We start from the raw sequence: 17,824 nt of genomic DNA, 5'->3' as shown, positions 1-17,824 counted from the left end.
GTCGCGGAGCTGACCTTCCCCCTCTCCCGCCGCGCGGGAGAGGGCCGGAACGAGGGCGTTCTTCGCCGTCTCACGGGGAGAGTCCGCAGCGAAGGTCCGGGTGGGCGGCATCGCCGGACGGTCCGAAAACCCTCGCCCGCCGCACGTTTCGAGCACGTCGACCTCTCCTTAAGCGAGGGGTGAAGGGCGCATGCCGCCTGTCACTGTCATTCACGGACGAGAGCCATGACCACGATCGCCGCCAATCGGCCGTCGGAACTGAGAAGGGCGCAGGCGCGCGCCGGCTATCTCTTCATCCTGCCGAGCTTCGTGCTGTACCTGACCTTCGTGCTCGCGCCGGTGATCGTCACCTTCCTGCTTTCCTTCACTTATTACGACGCGATCGACGGCGCGAGCTTTGTCGGGCTCGACAATTTCGTGCGCTTCCTGACCGACGAGCGCTCGCTGCAGATTTTCTGGAACACGCTGCGCTTCACCTTCTTCGCCGTCACCTTCAATGTCGGCGTCGGTCTGGCGCTCGCGATGGCGCTGAACCGCGCCATGCCGGCCTTCCTGCTCTATTTCTTCCGCCTCGCCTTCTTCCTGCCGGTGATCATCGCCGCCGCCTTCGTGTCGATCGTCTGGGGCTATTTCTATGGCGATGATCTCGGCGTCATCAATTACTACCTGATCCGCCTCGGCTTCGCCCCGGTGCGCTGGCTGACCTCGTCCTCGACGGCCATGATGTCGATCATCATCATGGATGTCTGGAAGAACACCGGCTTCTTCATGATCATCTTCATCGCCGCATTGCAGGGCGTGCCGAAGAACATCATGGACGCGGCGGTGATGGACGGCGCCAACTGGTGGCGGCGCTTCTCCAGGATCATCCTGCCGTTCATCTCGCCGGTGATCTTCTTCAACATCGTCTATGCCTCGATCGGCGCCATGCAGGTCTACGAGTCGATCGTGATCCTGACGCAGGGCGGGCCGGGCGATTCCACCCGCTCGATGTCGATCCTCATCGTCGAGGAAGCGTTCGGCTCCTTCGAGATCGGCTATGCGGCCTCGGTCTCGGTCGTGCTCACCCTCGTCATCCTCGTCATCACCTCGCTGCAGCTCATCGCCTCGCGGCGCTGGGTCAGCTACTGAGGCGCGCCAGCCATGTTCTCCAAGGGATTGCAGACAAGAGCGACGGCCCGCTGGGTCGACTGGGGCATCATCGCGGTGATGGCGGTGATCGGCGTCTTCATGCTGATGCCGTTCCTGTGGCTGTTCTCGATGTCGTTCCGCCCGGTGGCGGACGCCTACAAGATGCCGCCGAGCTTCATCCCGCCGACGCTCGACTTCACCAATTACCGCGCGGTGCTCGCCTCCGACGTGCCGTTCCTGCGCATCTACTGGAATTCGGTCCAGATCGCCGTGCTCGTCACGGTCGGCCAGCTGGTGACCTGCACGCTCGCCGCCTTCGCCTTCGCGCGCCTCTCCTTTCCCGGCCGCGACAGCCTCTTCTTCGTGATGCTGATCGGGCTGATGTTCCCGGCCCAGGTGACGATCATCCCGATCTATCTCGGCTATGCGCAGACGGGGCTCCTCAACCAGCCACTCGGCCTCGCGCTCATGTATCTGACCTCGTCCTTCGGCGTCTTCCTCGTGCGCCAGTTCATGCGCTCGCAGCCGAAGGCGCTGGAAGAGGCGGCGCTGATGGATGGCGCCGGCTATTTCAAGATCTTCTGGCGCATCTCGCTGCCGCAATTGCGGCCCGCGCTCTCCGCGCTCGGCATCATCACCTTCACGCAGACCTGGAACTACTATTTCCAGGCCCGCGTGCTGCTCGAGCCGCAGGACGCCATGACGCTGCCCGTGGCGATGGACATGCTGCGCGGCTTCATGGGGCAGGGGAACCTCTCCATGGTCATGGCCGCCATGAGCATGGCCGTGCTGCCCGTGATCCTCATCTTCCTTGTCGCGCAGAAGCTGGTGATCGAGGGCGTCACCATGAGCGGCATCAAGCACTGACGCGGCCCCGCGCTGCCAACAGACACGTCTTTCAAGAGGGAATGCCTTTGATGCTGGACGATCTCGACCGGATCGACGACCGCTTCGTCTTCCGCGGCGCCCGCCGCCGCTATGCCGTGTTCCCGCTCGGCGGCATCGGATCCGGCGGCTTCTCGCTGACCGGCGCCGGCCGGATGGTCGACTGGTCGATCCGCAACCGCCCGGAGCTGCACCAGTTCAACGGCTACAGCCATTTCGCCATCAAGGCGGAGCAGGACGGCAAGCTCCTGAAGGCGCTGGTGCTGAACGGACCCTATGAGGGGACGCCGACCGGCTCGCCCTCGATCCGCAAGTTCGACGGCTTCGGCTTCGGCGCCAATCGAGACTCGATGGCCGGCGTGCCGCATTTCTCGGACGTGACGTTCGTCGGGCGCTTTCCCGTTGCTGAATACGCCTTCCACGACGAGCGCTTCCCGGGCGACGTGACGATGCGGGCGCTCTCGCCCTTCATCCCGCACAACGACCGCGATTCCTCGCTGCCGGCGGCGATGTTCGCCTTCGAGGTCGAGAACACCACCGACGCGCCGATCACCTATGTCATCGCCGGCACGCTCGGCAATTTCGGCTGCGACAGCGGCATCCACCGCTTCGTGCAGGCGGACGGCACCTCGGCGCTGCACCTGACCTCGGCCGACGAGAACCGGCCGCCCGAGCAGCGCGGCGATCTCACGATCATGACCGACGCCGAGGATGTCGAGCATGTCGACTATCACTTCCGCGGCCAGTGGTTCGACAGCCTCTCGCTCTACTGGCGCGAATTCGCCCGCGCCGGCCGCATGCCCGAGCGTCACTACGACAAGCCGCGGCAGGTGAGGAACATGTTCGCGCAGCCCGAGCACGGCACGCTCGCAGCGCGCGTCACGGTGCAGCCCGGCGAGAAGAAGACGGTGCGCTTCGTCATCGCCTGGAACTACCCGCTCGGCTCGATCTACTGGTACCGCCGCGACAAGCCGGACAGTCTCGAGACCGAGGGCTCGAAGCCGACCTGGAAGAACTATTATGCGACCGAGTGGGCGGATTCGCTCGCCTCGGCGAACGACGCCTTTGCGCGCTGGGACAGCCTTTCGGGCGAGACCATGGCCTTCCGCGACGCGATGTTCGGCGCCGCGATGCCGGCCGAGATCATCGATGCCGCGACCGGCACCATGGGCCTGCTGCGCACCGCGACGGTGATCCGCCTCGAAGGCGGCGAACTCTGGGGCTGGGAGGGGCAGCACGAGCGCGAGGGCTCCTGCGAGGGATCCTGCACCCATGTCTGGAACTACCAGCAGGCGCTCGCCTCGCTGTTTCCGGCGCTGGAGAGGAGCCTCCGCGACACCGAATGGCGCTACAACCAGCTGCCGAATGGCGGGCTGACCTTCCGGCAGCGCCTGCCGCTCGGCTCGGGCTTCGACATCATCGGGCCCTGCGCCGACGGCCATTTCGGCGCCATCATCAAGACCTTCCGCGAATGGCGGCAGTCGGGCGACGATGCGTGGCTGGCCGGGCACTGGCCGAGCATCCGCCGGGCGCTCGACTATGCCTGGTCGAAGGACAATCCCGATCTCTGGGACCCCGAGAAGACCGGCATCCTCTGGGGACGCCAGCACCACACGCTCGACATGGAGCTGTTCGGGCCCAACTCCTGGCTGTCCTCGATCTATGTCGCGGCGCTGAAGGCGGCCTCCGAGATGGCGGCGGTGATGGGCGAAACGGACTTCGCGGCCGAACTCGCCGAGATGGCGAAGCGCGGCGGCGCCACGATCGACGAGACGCTCTTCAATGGCCGCTGGTTCGCCCAGGCGCTCGATCTCTCCGACAAGTCGTTCATCGAGCCCTTCGACAAGGGCCGCGCCGCCGGCGTTCTCGCCGACAGCTTCATGGATGCCTACTGGTCGGAGGAATACAGCGAGATCAAGTACCAGATCGGCGACGGCTGCCTCACCGACCAGATCCTCGGCCAGTGGCACGCCGATCTGTCCGGCATCGGCGACATCCTCGATCCGGCCAAGGTCGCGACGGCGCTGAAGACGATCTTTGACGAGAGCTTCCGGCCCTCGCTCGTCGATCACTTCAACCCCTGCCGCGTCTATGCCTATGAGAACGAGGGCGGCACGCTGCTCTGCTCCTATCCGGATGGCGCGCATGAGCCGGCGGTTCCCGCGCCCTATGCCGAGGAGGTGTGGACCGGTCTAGAGTACATGATCGCCTCCCACATGATCCTGCGCGGCCTCACCGAAGAGGGGCTCACCATCGTCCGCGCCGCCCGCGACCGCCACAATGGCGGCAATCGCAGCCCGTGGAACGACATCGAATGCGGAAGCTACTATGCCCGTTCGCTGTCGAGCTATGCGCTGGTCAAGGCCTGGACCGGCCTTTCCTTCGACCAGCGCGATGGCATCATCGGCTTCGCGCCGAAGGGCGCCGTCGAGGGCCGGCATTTCTGGTCGGCCGGCAAGGGCTGGGGCGAACTGGTCGTCGAAGGCGGCGAGGCGCGGCTCACGGTGAAGGGCGGCTCGCTCGAGATCGGCCGCCTGTCGCTGCCCTTCCTCGCCGGAGAGGTGACGGTGGACGGCACGGCGACGGCGCGGGAGGGCGATGTCGTCGTCCTGCCGCAGGCGGTGCGTCTCGGCGCCGGCGAGACGCTGACGTTGCGGGCGGGCTGAGGAGAGGACGATGGCAAGGCTGGAACTCAAGGCCGTCCGCAAGAGCTACCAGGCGGTCGAGGTGATCCATGGCATCGATCTGTCGGTGGAGGACCAGTCCTTCACCGTCTTTGTCGGGCCGTCCGGCTGCGGGAAGTCGACGCTCCTGCGCATGATCGCCGGCCTCGAGGAGGTGACCTCCGGCGAGGTCCATATCGGCGGCCGGCGCTGCGACCACCTTCTTCCGTCGGCGCGCGGCATGGCGATGGTGTTCCAGTCCTATGCGCTCTACCCGCATATGAGCGTCTACGAGAATCTCCGCTTCGGCCTCGTCAACCAGAAGACGCCCAAGGCGGAGATCGAGCGGCGGATCAACGAGGCGGCGGAGATCCTGCAGATCGGACATCTCCTGCAGCGCAAGCCCTCGCAGCTGTCGGGCGGCCAGAGCCAGCGCGTCGCCATCGGCCGCGCGATCGTCAAGGAGCCGGAGGCGTTCCTGTTCGACGAGCCGCTCTCCAATCTCGACGCCGAATTGCGCGTGAAGATGCGCAGCGAGATCGTCGCGCTGCACCGGCGGCTGAAGTCGACCATGATCTATGTGACGCATGATCAGGTCGAGGCCATGACCATGGCCGACCGGATCGTCGTGCTGCGCGACGGCGTCGTCGAGCAGGCCGGCGCGCCGATCGAACTCTATGCGCGGCCGAAGAACCGCTTCGTCGCCGGCTTCCTCGGCGCGCCGCAGATGAACTTCCTTGCGGCCCGGATCGAGGCGGCGACGCCGGACGGGCTGCGGCTCACCGTCGACGAGGGGCGAGGCACGATCCTCGCCGCCGTCGCCGGCAATGCCGGGCTTGTCGGCAAACCGGTGACGATCGGCATCCGTCCCGAGCACCTCGTCCATACCGATGACGGCCCGCTGCGCTGCCGCCTGTCGGCGCGGGAGCTGCTCGGCGCGGAGACGATCCTGTTCTCGCAGCTTCAGAGCGGCGAGCGCATCACCGCCTCGCTGCGCGGTATCCACGACATCGCCGAGGGCGCGATCGTCGGCTATGCGGCGCCGCCCGGCTATGTGCATGTGTTCGGCGAAGACGGTCTCGCGCTGCCGCCGCTCCGCTCGTGGCGCGAGGATTACGGCGCCGCCAAAGGCCGCGCCAGCGCGGCGTGACGCGCTGCGGTCTTGTCGTGAGGGGAATCGACGGTCCGAGAGGTGCCGACCGCAGCCGATCCGCCAGGCGTGCCGTCGCGACGCGCCCTCTCAGGCCGGTACCGGAAGCGCCGAGAACCGCTCGATCTCCGCTGCCATTGCCGCCGCTCCGTCGTCGCCGATTGCGCTGAATTCGGCGAATTCGGAGAGCCGCAGCATGGCGGCGAGGAGATGAACGCGCCGGCGGTCGATCGACAGGCCGGTGCGGGTCTCGTAGGCGTCGATGATGCGGGCCACGAGATCGGCGGAGATCCAGCCCGGATAGACGAAATCCTGGTGCAGCGGGCCGAAGCCGGAATCGGCGAAGTCGTAGAGGCCGTTCAGCTGTCCCGCCGCGTGGTCGAAGGCCATGTTCCAGCCATGGGTGTCGAACATGCCGAAGACCTCGCCATGCGGATCGGGCGGCAGGGCGGCAACGGCGGCGATCACCGCGACCGCCCAGTCCCGCAGGGCGTCGGGCAGCGCGTCCGCGCCGGCACGGATGGCATCGGCCGGCAGCCAGGGCTTGACCGGCCGGCCACCGGACAGCCGCATCGCCGCGCGGTCGAGGGCGTGCATCTCGGCATAGAAGAGGGCGAGGTCGGCCGCGAGCCTCGCGCGGGTCGCTTCATCCAGCCGGTCGTAGTCCGTGGCGAGCAGGTGGTCTCCGGCGATCTTGTGGTGGCGCGAGAAGAGCGGGTTGCTGGCGACGAGCACGAGATCGGGCACCGTCATCGTCAGGCGGGCGCGGATCGCGCCGAGCAGCGCGGCCTCGCGCAGCAGAGCCTGCTCGGCCTCCTGATGGCGGGGAAACCTGAAGACGAAACGGTCATCGACATCGAGCGCCACGCTGTCGAAGCCGGCACCGAGGATGCGGTGCGGCAGGCCGGCGAGGTCCGGGAAGACCTTCGCCACCCGCTCCATCAGGGCGTCCGGATCCGACTCCGTCATCGGGCCCAGATATTGGACTGCAGAAGATAGTCGCGGGTCGAGCGGTCGAGCGGATAGACCATGACGCCGCCGCGGCCGAACCACTTGTCGTGCAGTTCCATGTAGCGGCCGCGATAGTCGGCGAGCCCGTCCTCGAGCTTGACGATGGTGTGATTGACGAAGTCGCGCCAGTGGCTGTCGTCCTGCGGGAGGATGCAGGCCATGGTCTCGTTGCCGAAGGGCGCGGCGCGTGGCAGCAGCACGACGCTGCGACCCGGCTCGAACTTGCGCGACAGGCCGAGCAGCACGACGCCGATATTGGCGACGCCCTGCACCTCGCCCTTGCCGAGCGCGGCGAACGCCGCGTCCATGGTGGGGAAGCTCTTGATGCGGACGCCCGGCAGCGCCTCTTCCAGGATCGTGGCGGTCGTCGTGCCTTCGGCGACGCCGATCAGCATGTCCTTCGGGTTGGGCGTCGTGCGCAGCGTGTCGCGGAAGGCGAGGATGCGCGTGCCGTCGCGGAAGATCGGCACCGAGAAATCGACCTGCTTCTCCCGTTCCCAGGTCGGCGTCGTGATCTCGCAGACGATATCGAGCTTGCCTTCCGCGACCTGCTGGATGCGGTTGGCCGGCGTGATCACCGAGAGGTCGAGCGTGACCGGCCGGCCGAGCGACGCCTCGGCGGCGGCGCGAATCTCCTCGATCAGGTCGACCGAGAAGCCGACCGGCTTGCCGCTGCCGTCGTCATAGGCGAAGGGGATCGCGTCGGCGCGGGTCCCTGCGCGCAGCACGCCCGTTTCCTTCAGCCGGTCCAGCGTTCCGGCGGACGCAACCTGCAGGACTGCGAAGAGGGCGAGGAGCGCCGACAGAACGCGCCGGCCGAGGCGAGGCCGCCGAGCCGAGAAAAAGAGAACCATCACGCCGCGATGCTCCCGATGGAGAAGCCCTTCTTCATCGGATAGCCTTTATCATCGGTTCGGACAATCGACCGGCGGGCAGGGAGGCGGGGTTGGCGAAGGCGAAGCGGCAGGCGGGCGGCCCGGCGCTGCTGCTTTGCGCCCTTTTGCTCGGCATCGTGACCCTCGTCACGGGCGCGCTGCCGGCACGGGCCGACCGGCTCGACGAAATCCGCGCCCGCGGCACGCTCGTCGTTGGCGTCAAGACGGACTACGAGCCCTTCGGCTTCCGCGATGCGAGCGGCGAGACGGTCGGATTCGACGTCGATGTCGCCAGGGGCCTCGCCGATTCGCTCGGCGTCGGGCTGAAGCTCGTGCCGGTGACGAGCGCCAACCGGTTGCAGAAGCTCACCGGCGGCGAGGTCGACGCGGTGGTGGCGACGCTCGGCGACACGATCGACCGCCGCCGCATCGTGCGCATGATCGAGCCCGGCTATTACGGCGGCGGCGCCAGCGTGATGGTGCCGCAGCAAAGCCCGATCCGGACCTGGACGGATCTCCGCAACCGCTCGCTCTGCGCGGTCCAGGGCGCGCTGTGGAACCGCCTGATCGCCACGCGCCTCAATGGTCACATCGAGGCCTTCGGCAGCGTTCGCGACGCCGAACTGGCGCTGCGGGACGGCGCCTGCGAGGGCTGGCTCTATGACGAGGCGGCGTTGCAGCATCGCGTCGAGAGCGGCGAATGGCCGGGCTATCGCCTGCTGACGCCGGATTTCGTCTCGCCCTGGGCCATCGCGGTCGCCGGCGACGGTCGTCTCGCCACGGCGTTCGAGGATCAGGTCGCCGCATGGCTGCGCGACGGTCATCTGAAGGCGCTCGAGGCGAAGTGGAAGCTGCCGCCCTCGGCCTATCTCGTCGAGGCGGGGGCGCTCTGGTCGGCACGCGACGCCTCGGGCGACTATGTCTGCCGCCGGGGCGCGGATGGCAGCTGGCCGCTCGCCTGCCGCGAACTGAACCTCATCGAAGCTCAGCAGGTGGTCGGCCTCGCCGGCCTTGCGCTGGCCCTGCGCGACCGCCTCGGCCTCGACGTCACGCCCTTCTACGACCCCTATCACCGCGCTGGCCTGCTGCACGGACTTCTGACCACGCTGGCACTCGCCGCCTCGGTGCTCGTCGGCAGCCTCGCCGTCGGCGCGGGCGGCGCCTTCCTGCTCGCCCGCCGCCTGCCGCTGGCGACGCCGCTGCTCTATGGCGTCCTCGCGGTGATGCGGATGACCCCGCCGCTGCTCCAGCTCTATCTGGTTTTCTTCGGCATCGGCGGCCTCGTCGCCGTGCATGGGCTGACGCTCTCCGCCTTCTGGACCGCCGTCGCGGTTCTCTCATTCTATTCCGGCGCCGCCAACGCCGCCGTGCTCGCCGAGGCATGGGAGACGATCGCGCCGGGCTCCGCGCACCGCATGAAGCGCGTGCTGCGGCTCGCCCATCCGGCCGTGATGGGCTCCTGCATCAACATCGTGAAGGCGACGGCCATGGCAAGCGCCATCGCGGTTCCCGAACTCGTCCATGCCAGCGCGGCGATCGCCGCCGACTATGGCAATGGCGCGGTGATGATGAACATCCTGCTCGCCGTCTATGTGCTGATCGTGCTCGCGGTGGCGCATCTCTTCACGCTCGTCGAGCGGCGGATGCTCTCGCGATGAGCCCATCCGAAATCCTCGCGATGCTGTGGGCGTGGACGCCCTATCTCGGCGTCGGATTCCTGATCAATATCGGCATCTCGCTGCTGACCATGGCGATCGGTACGCCGCTCGGCATGCTGCTGGCGCGCGGCCGCCAGCGCGGCTCGCGGCTCGCCGGCGCGCTCACCGCCGCGGCGCGCGTCCCGCCGACCTTCGTGCTCATCTATTATCTCGCCTATGTCGTCCCGCCGCAGGTGACGCTCGGGAGCGTGGCGCTGCCGATCCCCGACTGGCTCAAGGCCTCGGTGGCGCTCGCCGTGGCGGTCACGGGCTTCGTCTCCGACAATGCGCTGTCGGCGTTGCGCCATCTGGAACGCGGCGAGCGGATCGAGGCGCTCTACTTCATCCCGGCCTGGACGACCTACCTGCTCATCATCGTGATGGCGTCCTCGACCGCCTCGGTGATCGGCGTCCCGGAAATCGTCCACCGCGCCAACACGGTCATCGCCGCGATCGGCGATCCGGGGGTGATCCTCTGGATCTATCTCTATACGATGCTGTGGTTCCTGGCGCTCTGCTGGCCGTTGGCCCGGCTGATGGGCTATGCCAAGCTGCGGCTCAGCCGGCGGGCCGGCTCGGCCACCGGGACGCGCGCCGATCTCGGCGAGACGACGCGCCTCGCCGAGGACGCCTTGATGGCCATGCCCGAAGGAGACGAACCCTTGAGCGGCGAACCGGTGCTGGACCTTGCCCTAGACCTGCCGGTCTCGAACGATTCGATCGCCGTCATCCAGTCGGGCGTCGAGGAGGCGGGCGAGGGCGTGCTCGATCCGGCGGCCGTCTTCCGGCTCACCCTCGCGGTGGAGGAACTGGTCACCAATGTCGTCAAATATGGCGGCGCGGCCGACGGCCGGCTGCAGGTCGGCATCTATCGCCGGCCGGACGACGTGACGGTCGAGCTCACCTATGGCGGCGAGGGTTTCGACCCGTTCCGCGACGCGCCGCCTCCCGATCTCGGCGCCTCGGTGGAGACGCGGCCGATCGGCGGCCTCGGCGTGCATCTCGTCTCGCAGATGATCGACCGCGCCTTTTATCGGCGCGAGGGGGACAGGAACGTGCTGCGCCTCGTCATGATGCGCGCCGGCGCCGTCAAGGGCGGGATCGTCGCGTGACCCTCACCAGCCGCCTCGTCGTCATGGTGGCGAGCTGCATCGCCTTCGCCATCATCGTCGTCTCCGTGGTGTTCGGCCTGCTCGGCCGCAACGCGCTGATCTCGCAGGCGGAGGCGCAGGCGACGGTTGTGGCGCGGATCATCGCCGAGAGCGCCCGCCTCTCCGAGGTGGCGCTCGAGGAGGCGCAGGAGGTGGTGACGGACGTCCTCACGACGACCGCGCTCACCGCCGACCATGTCGAGCAGTCGTCGCTGCCCGATCTCAGCGACCGCTTCGCGGAGATCGTCGCGCGCGGCAATCTCGACGCGATCTGGCTGATCGATTCGAACCTGCGCATCCTCGCTTCCTCGGTCGGCGACTATGACGCGGTGATCAGCGGGCAGAGGCTGCCCGAGCACCTCTCGCCCGAGGCGCTGCAAGCGCTCGTGAGCGGCCGCCGCTTCAGCGTCGATTTCGGGCCCGCCGTCGACGGCGTCCGCTATGTCGGCGTCCGCGCGGGGAAAGGCCATGCCGTCATCGTCGGCCAACCGGTCGCGGTGCTCGACGCCGTGCGGGCGGCGAACAGCGTCCCCGTGCTGATGGAAGCGCTGCTCGACCGCAACGACATCATCTCGATCGAGGTGCGCGACGACCAGCAGAAATCGCTTGGCCAGGTCGGCGCGGAGAAGACGCCGCCCGATCTCGCCGATCTCGCGGCCGACGTCGTCGCAAGCGGCAATCCCGCCTCGGAGCTGCATGGTCGCCATCTCTGGGTCGCGGCGCCGATCCGCGACACGGCGGGCATCGTCATCGGCTCGGTGACGATCGAGATGTCGGGCCAGCGGCTGGAGGAACTGCTCAACAACCTGCTCCTCTACGGCATCGGCGCGGCGGCGCTCGTCTTCGCGGTCGGCGCCGGCATCGCGGCGCTCTCGGCGCGGCGGATCGCACGGCCGGTCGCCGCCATGACCGAGGCCGCGCATGCGATGGAGGCGCGCAGCTTCGAGACCGGCAGCCTCGACACCGTGGCGCGACGCACCGACGAGGTCGGCACGCTCGCCCGCGTGTTCCAGGCCATGGCGGTCGAAGTGCAGCGCCGCGAGGAGGATCTCGAGGCGCAGGTGAGGGCGCGCACGCTGGAGCTCGAACAGAAGAACGAACTGCTCGAGGCCTCGGCCCGCCGCGTGGAAGCCGAGCTTCAGGCCGCGAAGACGCTCCAGGCCGCGATGCTGCCGACCGCCCTGCCGCCCAACCCTGCCTATGCCGGGACCGCTGCCATGGTGCCGGCGCGCGAGATGGGCGGCGATTTCTACGACTTCTTCTCGCTCGACGACAAAAGGCTCGGCATCGTCATCGCCGACGTGTCGGGGAAGGGCGTTCCCGCCGCCTTCTTCATGGCGATCTCGCGTACCGTCCTCCAGGCGAGCGCGCAGGACGGCGGCACGCCCGGCGTCTGTCTCGCCCGGGCCAATGCCGCGCTCTGCGCCCGCAACCCGATGGAGCTGTTCGTCACCGCCTTCTACGGCATCCTCGATGTCGAGACCGGCGAACTCGCCTATGCCAATGGCGGCCACAACCCGCCGCTGATGATCCGCCGGGCCGATGGCGACGTGGTCGAACTGCCGCGCACCGGTGGCATGGCGCTCGGCGTGCTGCCGGACATGCCCTATGCGGAGAAGTCCGCCATGCTGAGGGCCGGCGACACGCTCTTCCTCTATACCGACGGCATCTCGGAGGCGATGGACGGCGAGGGCCGCGAGTTCGGCGAAGGCCGCATCGAGGAGACGCTGCGCTCGGCGGCGCTGCTGCCGGTCGACCGGGTGCTGACCGCCGTCACCGGCGCGGTCAGCGCCTTCGTCGCCGGCGCCCCGCAATCCGACGACATCACCTGCCTCGTGGTCCGCTATTTCGGCCCGCCGGCCGAGGCGCTCGCTTCGTAGGCGGCGGCTCAGGCGCCTTCGCTGCGCTTCACGGCCTCGGCGCGGTTCGGCGCCACGTCGAGGATGTTCAGGAAGCCGCTGATCTCGAACACGTCCTTGATGTTGGGCTGGAAGCCGGTCAGCACCAGCCGGCGGCCAGCCTGCTTCATACGCTTGGCGACCACCAGAACGATTCGGAGGCCGGCGCTGGAAATGTAGTCGAGGCGCGAGAAGTCGATCACCACGCCGCCGCTTCCTTCCGCCAGCTTTCCGAGGAGCTGCTGTTCGACGGCAGACGCATTCGCGCTGTCGAGCCGGCCGAACAGATCGATGATATGGGCCGATCCGACGCTCTCGAACGTAACGTTCATCATCACTCCAATTTCATGAGGCTTGGCGGTAACGGTACGCCGGGGGGCCGCACCATCCGCAAAAAACCGTTTGCACCCTTTTCGCGACCGGGCAATCCTGCGAGCGGCGTCGAGCCGGGACGAGGAACAGCATGCATCGATCGGATTGTCGCGGCAATGTCCGCCGCGTTGGGAGCAGGCTCGTCCCGCAATGATCTCGCTGAAGCTGCCTCCCTCGCGGCCCCGCCGGCGGCCGCATGAGCTGTCCTTTTCCGCCGACGAGAAGCCCCCGCTCGCGACCTCGCTGACGCTGGGTTTCCAGCATGCGGTGATGGCGCTCGGCCTTCTCGCCTATACGCTGGCGCTCGCCCGCAGCGCCTCGCTCAGCGTCGACCAGACGCGCGACCTGCTCGCCGTCACCATCATCACCATGGCGATCGGCACCGCGCTTCAGGCCTGGGGTGGGCGATTCGGGTCCGGATCGCTGATGATCCACATGCCCTCGGTGTTCATGGTGCCGCTGGCGACGCCGGTGATTGCGGTCACCGGGCCGGGCGGCATGGTGACGATGACGGTCATCTCGGCGCTCGCGACGCTCGGCATCGCGCCGCTGCTGCCGCGGTTGCGCGGCCTGTTCCCGCCGATCGTCGCCGGCCTCGTCGTCCTCATCGGCGGCATGTCGCTGGTCGGCGAGGCGGTCGAGCATTCCTGGAGTCTCGGCCACGATTTCGTCATCGACGTTCCGAGCCTCGTGATGTCCTCGGTCACGCTGGCGCTGATCGTCGGCCTCTCCGTCTGGGGCAACAAGCGACTGAAGCTGCTGGCGCTGCTCATCGGCGTCATCGGCGGCATCGCCGCCGCGGCGGCCATGGGGCGGCTCGAAGGCGGGGCCGTGCTGCTCGCGGCGCCGCCCGTTTCGGTGCCGAGCCTCGTCGCGCCGGTCTTCGACGTGCCGATCAGCCTGCTCGTCGGACTCGCCTTCATCGCCATCCTGACGCAAATCGACACCGTCGGCAGCCTCATCCTGCTCGACCGAATGGACGATGCCGATTGGCGTCGGCCCGACATGAAGCAGGCGAGCCGCGGCGTGTTCGCGGCCGGCGTCGCCGATTTCATCGGCGGCCTGCTCGGCTCCATGCCGACCGCGACTTCCTCGGCCAATATCGGCCTCTGCCACGCAAGCGGCGTCACCAGCCGCGTCGTCGGCCTCGCCACCGCCGCCATCCTGATGCTGATCGCCTTCCTGCCGCAGGCGACGCTGGCGCTGACGCTGATCCCGACGCCGGTCATCGGCGCGATCGAGCTTTACGCCGCCGCCTTCCTGATGGCCGCCGGCATCGACCTCATCGCCTCGCGTGAACTCGACACGCGCGGCATCTTCGTCGTCGGCCTGTCGCTGCTCGGCGGCGTCACGATCCTGCTGATGCCGGGCCTCGCCGAGAAGGCGCATCCCGCGCTCCGCCATCTGGTCGGATCGGGCTTCATCGTCACCGGCGTCATCGCCATCGTCCTCAATCTCTTCTTCCGTCTCGGCATACGCCGCGAGGCCAAGGTCGCGCTGACCGCCGACGGCCCGCCGGTCTCGATCCAGATCACCGATTTCGTCGAGGAGATGGGCGGCGCCTGGGCGGCGCGGCGCGATGTGGTCCGCCGCGCGGCGCTCGCCGCCGTCGAGGCCGCCGAAGCGATCGATTCGGCCGGTGCCGACCGCCGAGTGAAGGCCATCGGCGGCAGCTTCGACGAGCTCAACCTCGATATCGTGCTGATCCATTCCGGGCCGCCGATGCCGGTCGGCGACGTCGCGGCGGCGGATCTCGCCAGCCTCCTCGACGGAGACGACGATTCGGCGATCGACGCCGCCATGTCCAGCATTTCCGGGACGCTCCTTCGCCGTCTCGCCGACCGCCTGTCGAGCGGTCCGGGCCCCGACCCGGGCACGTCGATGCTGCGCCTTCATTTCGAGCACTGAGCGCAGCCCGCGCGCCGCGATTGCGAAAGGCTGCCCATCGCCATGTCCGCAGGGAGAGGTCCGGAGGCCGGGGACGGCGAACTGCTGCCCGACATGGCCGAGAGCTACGACGCCTATTTCTCGTCGGGCCTCTATCAGCGCCGTTATCCGCGGCCGAACCGCCGCACATTGCGCTTCCTCGAGAAGCTGCTGCCACAGGGTGGCCGGCTGATCGACTATGGCGCCGGCGAGGGGCGCTACTGTCTGGCGCTCGCCCGCTCGCGCGCCGCGAGGGTCGTGGCGGTGGATATCAGCGCGGTGGCGCGCGCCCATCTTCAGGAGCGGATCGCGGCCGAGGGGCTTTCGGACCGGATCGCCGTGACCGATGCCGAGGGCGCCGCCTATGAGGCGCTGCTCCCCGGTCGGGCGAGCTTCGACGTGGCGCTGCTCGGCTTCGGTGTGCTCGGCCATGTCGCCGGGCGGGCGAACCGCATCGCGCTGATGGACGAACTGCGAGGGAACCTGAAGCCTTCGGGCCGGCTGGTGCTGGGGCTTCCGAACCGCCGTCGGCGCTTCCGCGCCGCACAGGCCGAGTCGGCTGGCCTCCCGGGTCTCGAGCCCGGCGATATCCGCTATCGCCGCGACGATGGCGGCCGCGCGATCGCGCTCTTCTACCATCTCTATGAACGCGAGGAGATCGGCGCCGAACTGGCGGCGGCAGGCTTCGCACTCGAGCGGCTCACCATCGAGAGCGTACTGCCGGAATATGCGGTGACCCACAATCCGCTCGCCGGCTGGCTGGACGACCGTCTGTCGGCGATCCTGCCGGTCGACCGGGGCTATGGTTATCTGGTCGTCGCGCGACCCGCGCGCTGACCGAGGAGGGAGGATCGATCATGACGAAGCTGCCGGATTTCAGCCTGTCGGGACGGGCGGCGCTGGTGACGGGGGCGGGGCGGGGCATCGGCCGTGCCTCGGCGCTGGCACTCGCCGCAGCCGGGGCCGATGTCGCGCTCGGCCTTCGCGATGCGTCGTCGGATGGCGGGCTCGTCGCCGAGATCGAGGCGCTCGGGCGCCGCGCGTTGTCGCTTCAGCTCGATGTCCGCGATCTCGGTGAGGGGCGCGCGGCGATCGATGCCACGATCGAGGCCTTCGGCCGGCTCGACATCCTCGTCAACAATGCCGGCGGCGGCATTCCCATGGCGCCGATCGAGACGGTCGGCGAAGAGGATTTCGACGCCGTGCTCGACGTCAATGTCCGCTCGACCTTCTTCCTGTCGCAGCATGCCGGCCGGCACATGATCGCCAACGGCCGCGGCGCCATCGTCAATATCGGCTCGCAGGCCGGAGCGGTCGCGCTGCCGGGGGAGGGCGTCTACTGCCTCTCCAAGGCAGCCGTGGCCCATATGACGAAGTGCTTCGCGGTCGAGTGGGGCCGCCACAATGTCCGCGTCAACTGCGTCGCGCCGACCTTCATCCACACCGACGGCACCAAAGCGATGCTCTCGGACCCGGATTTCCACGCCGACGTCATCGATCGCATCGCGGCGCTGCACCGGATCGGCGAGCCGCACGAGGTCTCCGGCGTCGTCGCCTTCCTCGCCTCCGACGCCGCCTCCATGATCACCGGCCAGACGCTCCTGGTGGATGGCGGCTGGACGGCACGCTGACGCCGCATTGACCGGCGGCGGACCGGCTGCCATGAGGCGGCCGGCCATTTCGCAGCCGCCCATCTTTCAGGAACGCCCATGACCGAGCTCGACCTCCGCCGGGAGATCATCGCCCATTGCCTCAGGATGAATGCGGCGGGGATCAACCAGGGCGTCTCGGGCAATATCTCCGTGCGCTTCGGCGAGCGCATGCTGATCACGCCGACCTCGATCCCCTATGACCGCCTCCTGCCGGAGGACATCGCGTCGATGTCGCTCGCCGGCAACGACGGCGCCTTCGAGGGACCGAAGCCGCCGTCGAGCGAATGGCGCTTCCATCTCGACATCATGCGCTCGCGGCCCGAGGTCGGCGCGATCGTGCACACGCACCCGACCTATTGCACCAGCCTCGCCATCGCGCGTCGCTCGATCCCGGCCTGCCACTACATGATCGCGATCTTCGGCGGGGACGACGTGCGCTGCGCCGACTATGCCACCTACGGCACCGAGCAGCTCTCGGCCAATGTGCTGAAGGCGCTGGAGGACCGCTCGGCCTGCCTTCTCGCCAATCACGGCGCCATCGCGACCGGCTACGACCTCGCCAACGCCTTCTGGCGCGCGGTCGAACTGGAGACGATCGCCCGGCAGTATTTCAATGCGCTGCTGATCGGCGGGCCGGTGCTGCTGACGGCGGAGGAGATGAAGGACACCTTCGCCAAGGGGCTCGGCAGCAACTATGCCGGACAGCGCGCGCGCTGAGCGCGGAGCGCGTCGAAGCGCGAGAGGACGGCCGGCATGTCGTCCATGCGGTCGAAGACGATCTCCGGCTGCAGGTCGAGGATGACCGGCCTGAGCTTGCCGGGCGCGACATGCGAGCCGCCGAGAAAGGCCGCGACGATCATGCCGGCGGCCTTTCCCGCCTCGATCCCGGCGGGGCTGTCCTCGATCACGAGGCAATCCTCGGGTGCGGCGCCCATCTTCCCCGCCGCAAAGAGGAAGAGGTCCGGCGCCGGCTTGCCGCGCGCGACCATGGCGGCGTTGAAGATGTTGGGCGCGAAGCGGTCGGCGATCCGCTCCTTGGCGAGCGCGACTCCGAGGCGCTCGATGGCGCTGGACGAGGCGATGCAGGTCGGACGGCCGAGCCCGGCGAGCGCCGCGACCACGCCCGGCATCGGCTGCACGTCGCGGCGGATGCGCTCCAGGAGCAGTTCCTTGTAGGCGGCGACTTCGACATCGGAGAGGCGGATGGCGTAGTCGCGGTCGAGCAGGGCGGTCACCGTCGCCCAGCTGCGGCCGAGGAACTTGCGGTAGACATAGTCCTCCGCGACCGGCAGGCCGATGCCCTGCAGGAACTCCGCCAGCGCGGCGATGGCCACGGGCTCGCTGTCGACCACGACGCCGTCGCAGTCGAAGATCACCAGTCCGGGGCCGAGCGGCGCGGGCTCGTCGCGCATG

At 68.4% G+C, this 17,824-nt stretch carries 15 protein-coding genes; 11 read left to right on the top strand and 4 right to left on the bottom strand.

Annotation, left to right across the window (positions count from 1 at the left end; translation table 11 throughout):
- The first annotated feature begins 225 nt into the window (after nucleotides 1-225).
- From QO015_RS09225 to QO015_RS09210, 4 genes are read left to right on the top strand one after another with little or no spacing between them, the layout of a single operon-like run.
- Nucleotides 226-1,131, top strand: a complete 906-nt coding sequence (locus QO015_RS09225) for a carbohydrate ABC transporter permease (protein WP_266279886.1) — start codon at nucleotides 226-228, stop codon at nucleotides 1,129-1,131.
- A gap of 12 nt (nucleotides 1,132-1,143) precedes the next feature.
- Nucleotides 1,144-1,998: a carbohydrate ABC transporter permease gene (locus tag QO015_RS09220; RefSeq protein ID WP_266279888.1), complete on the top strand. Its 855-nt coding sequence runs from the start codon at nucleotides 1,144-1,146 to the stop codon at nucleotides 1,996-1,998.
- 50 nt (nucleotides 1,999-2,048) lie between these two features.
- Nucleotides 2,049-4,682: a GH116 family glycosyl-hydrolase gene (locus QO015_RS09215; protein ID WP_266279889.1), complete on the top strand. Its 2,634-nt coding sequence runs from the start codon at nucleotides 2,049-2,051 to the stop codon at nucleotides 4,680-4,682.
- Nucleotides 4,683-4,692: 10 nt separating this feature from the next.
- Nucleotides 4,693-5,829, top strand: coding sequence for an ABC transporter ATP-binding protein (locus QO015_RS09210; protein WP_266279890.1), 1,137 nt, complete (start codon nucleotides 4,693-4,695; stop codon nucleotides 5,827-5,829).
- Between the two features lie 90 nt (nucleotides 5,830-5,919).
- Here QO015_RS09210 and QO015_RS09205 read toward each other — a convergent pair whose 3' ends face one another.
- Both QO015_RS09205 and QO015_RS09200 read right to left on the bottom strand, forming a co-directional pair.
- On the bottom strand, nucleotides 5,920-6,798 hold the full coding sequence (locus QO015_RS09205; RefSeq protein ID WP_266279892.1) for a phosphotransferase family protein: 879 nt from the start codon (nucleotides 6,796-6,798) through the stop codon (nucleotides 5,920-5,922).
- Nucleotides 6,795-7,694 (bottom strand): amino acid ABC transporter substrate-binding protein, encoded by a 900-nt coding sequence (locus QO015_RS09200; protein ID WP_266282393.1) that lies wholly within the window; start codon nucleotides 7,692-7,694, stop codon nucleotides 6,795-6,797. The genes QO015_RS09205 and QO015_RS09200 overlap by 4 nt, the downstream gene beginning before the upstream one ends.
- A 92-nt stretch (nucleotides 7,695-7,786) precedes the next feature.
- Here QO015_RS09200 and QO015_RS09195 point away from each other — a divergent pair, with 92 nt between their 5' ends.
- The 3 genes from QO015_RS09195 to QO015_RS09185 are packed head-to-tail and all read left to right on the top strand — an operon-like array spanning nucleotide 7,787 to nucleotide 12,443.
- Nucleotides 7,787-9,373 (top strand): transporter substrate-binding domain-containing protein, encoded by a 1,587-nt coding sequence (locus QO015_RS09195; protein ID WP_266279893.1) that lies wholly within the window; start codon nucleotides 7,787-7,789, stop codon nucleotides 9,371-9,373.
- On the top strand, nucleotides 9,370-10,524 hold the full coding sequence (locus QO015_RS09190; RefSeq protein ID WP_266279895.1) for an ATP-binding protein: 1,155 nt from the start codon (nucleotides 9,370-9,372) through the stop codon (nucleotides 10,522-10,524). The genes QO015_RS09195 and QO015_RS09190 overlap by 4 nt, the downstream gene beginning before the upstream one ends.
- Nucleotides 10,521-12,443 carry a PP2C family protein-serine/threonine phosphatase gene (locus QO015_RS09185; protein WP_266279897.1) on the top strand — a complete coding sequence of 641 codons (1,923 nt, stop codon included), beginning with the start codon at nucleotides 10,521-10,523 and terminating at the stop codon, nucleotides 12,441-12,443. Before QO015_RS09190 ends, QO015_RS09185 begins: the two co-directional genes overlap by 4 nt.
- A gap of 8 nt (nucleotides 12,444-12,451) precedes the next feature.
- Here QO015_RS09185 and QO015_RS09180 read toward each other — a convergent pair whose 3' ends face one another.
- A complete protein-coding gene (locus QO015_RS09180) occupies nucleotides 12,452-12,796 on the bottom strand; it encodes an STAS domain-containing protein (protein ID WP_266279898.1) in 345 nt (114 codons plus the stop codon).
- Between the two features lie 187 nt (nucleotides 12,797-12,983).
- On the opposite strand from QO015_RS09180, the gene QO015_RS09175 reads away from it, so the two are divergent.
- The 4 genes from QO015_RS09175 (at nucleotide 12,984) to QO015_RS09160 (ending at nucleotide 17,128) form a co-directional block, all read left to right on the top strand.
- Nucleotides 12,984-14,741 carry a uracil-xanthine permease family protein gene (locus QO015_RS09175; protein ID WP_266279899.1) on the top strand — a complete coding sequence of 586 codons (1,758 nt, stop codon included), beginning with the start codon at nucleotides 12,984-12,986 and terminating at the stop codon, nucleotides 14,739-14,741.
- Between the two features lie 42 nt (nucleotides 14,742-14,783).
- Nucleotides 14,784-15,596, top strand: a complete 813-nt coding sequence (locus tag QO015_RS09170; RefSeq protein ID WP_266279901.1) for a class I SAM-dependent methyltransferase — start codon at nucleotides 14,784-14,786, stop codon at nucleotides 15,594-15,596.
- A gap of 20 nt (nucleotides 15,597-15,616) precedes the next feature.
- Nucleotides 15,617-16,390, top strand: a complete 774-nt coding sequence (locus tag QO015_RS09165) for an SDR family NAD(P)-dependent oxidoreductase (protein WP_266279902.1) — start codon at nucleotides 15,617-15,619, stop codon at nucleotides 16,388-16,390.
- 78 nt (nucleotides 16,391-16,468) lie between these two features.
- Nucleotides 16,469-17,128 carry a class II aldolase/adducin family protein gene (locus QO015_RS09160; RefSeq protein WP_266279904.1) on the top strand — a complete coding sequence of 220 codons (660 nt, stop codon included), beginning with the start codon at nucleotides 16,469-16,471 and terminating at the stop codon, nucleotides 17,126-17,128.
- Here QO015_RS09160 and QO015_RS09155 read toward each other — a convergent pair.
- The gene (locus tag QO015_RS09155) at nucleotides 17,104-17,823 is read right to left on the bottom strand and encodes an HAD family hydrolase (protein ID WP_266279906.1); all 720 of its coding nucleotides are present in this window, start codon (nucleotides 17,821-17,823) and stop codon (nucleotides 17,104-17,106) included. The two genes, QO015_RS09160 and QO015_RS09155, sit on opposite strands and share 25 nt — an antisense overlap.
- Nucleotide 17,824 lies beyond the last annotated feature (1 nt).

This window comes from Kaistia geumhonensis (genome assembly GCF_030815145.1).
GTDB lineage: Bacteria > Pseudomonadota > Alphaproteobacteria > Rhizobiales > Kaistiaceae > Kaistia > Kaistia geumhonensis.
This window is presented reverse-complemented; position numbering and strand designations above follow the sequence as displayed.

Coding starts and splice junctions, on each gene's coding strand:
- QO015_RS09225 (WP_266279886.1), top strand. CDS start 226: ATGACCACGATCGCCGCCAATCGGCCGTCGGAACTGAGAAGGGCGCAG.
- QO015_RS09220 (WP_266279888.1), top strand. CDS start 1,144: ATGTTCTCCAAGGGATTGCAGACAAGAGCGACGGCCCGCTGGGTCGAC.
- QO015_RS09215 (WP_266279889.1), top strand. CDS start 2,049: ATGCTGGACGATCTCGACCGGATCGACGACCGCTTCGTCTTCCGCGGC.
- QO015_RS09210 (WP_266279890.1), top strand. CDS start 4,693: ATGGCAAGGCTGGAACTCAAGGCCGTCCGCAAGAGCTACCAGGCGGTC.
- QO015_RS09205 (WP_266279892.1), bottom strand. CDS start 6,798: ATGACGGAGTCGGATCCGGACGCCCTGATGGAGCGGGTGGCGAAGGTC.
- QO015_RS09200 (WP_266282393.1), bottom strand. CDS start 7,694: ATGGTTCTCTTTTTCTCGGCTCGGCGGCCTCGCCTCGGCCGGCGCGTT.
- QO015_RS09190 (WP_266279895.1), top strand. CDS start 9,370: ATGAGCCCATCCGAAATCCTCGCGATGCTGTGGGCGTGGACGCCCTAT.
- QO015_RS09180 (WP_266279898.1), bottom strand. CDS start 12,796: ATGATGAACGTTACGTTCGAGAGCGTCGGATCGGCCCATATCATCGAT.
- QO015_RS09175 (WP_266279899.1), top strand. CDS start 12,984: ATGATCTCGCTGAAGCTGCCTCCCTCGCGGCCCCGCCGGCGGCCGCAT.
- QO015_RS09170 (WP_266279901.1), top strand. CDS start 14,784: ATGTCCGCAGGGAGAGGTCCGGAGGCCGGGGACGGCGAACTGCTGCCC.
- QO015_RS09165 (WP_266279902.1), top strand. CDS start 15,617: ATGACGAAGCTGCCGGATTTCAGCCTGTCGGGACGGGCGGCGCTGGTG.
- QO015_RS09160 (WP_266279904.1), top strand. CDS start 16,469: ATGACCGAGCTCGACCTCCGCCGGGAGATCATCGCCCATTGCCTCAGG.
- QO015_RS09155 (WP_266279906.1), bottom strand. CDS start 17,823: ATGCGCGACGAGCCCGCGCCGCTCGGCCCCGGACTGGTGATCTTCGAC.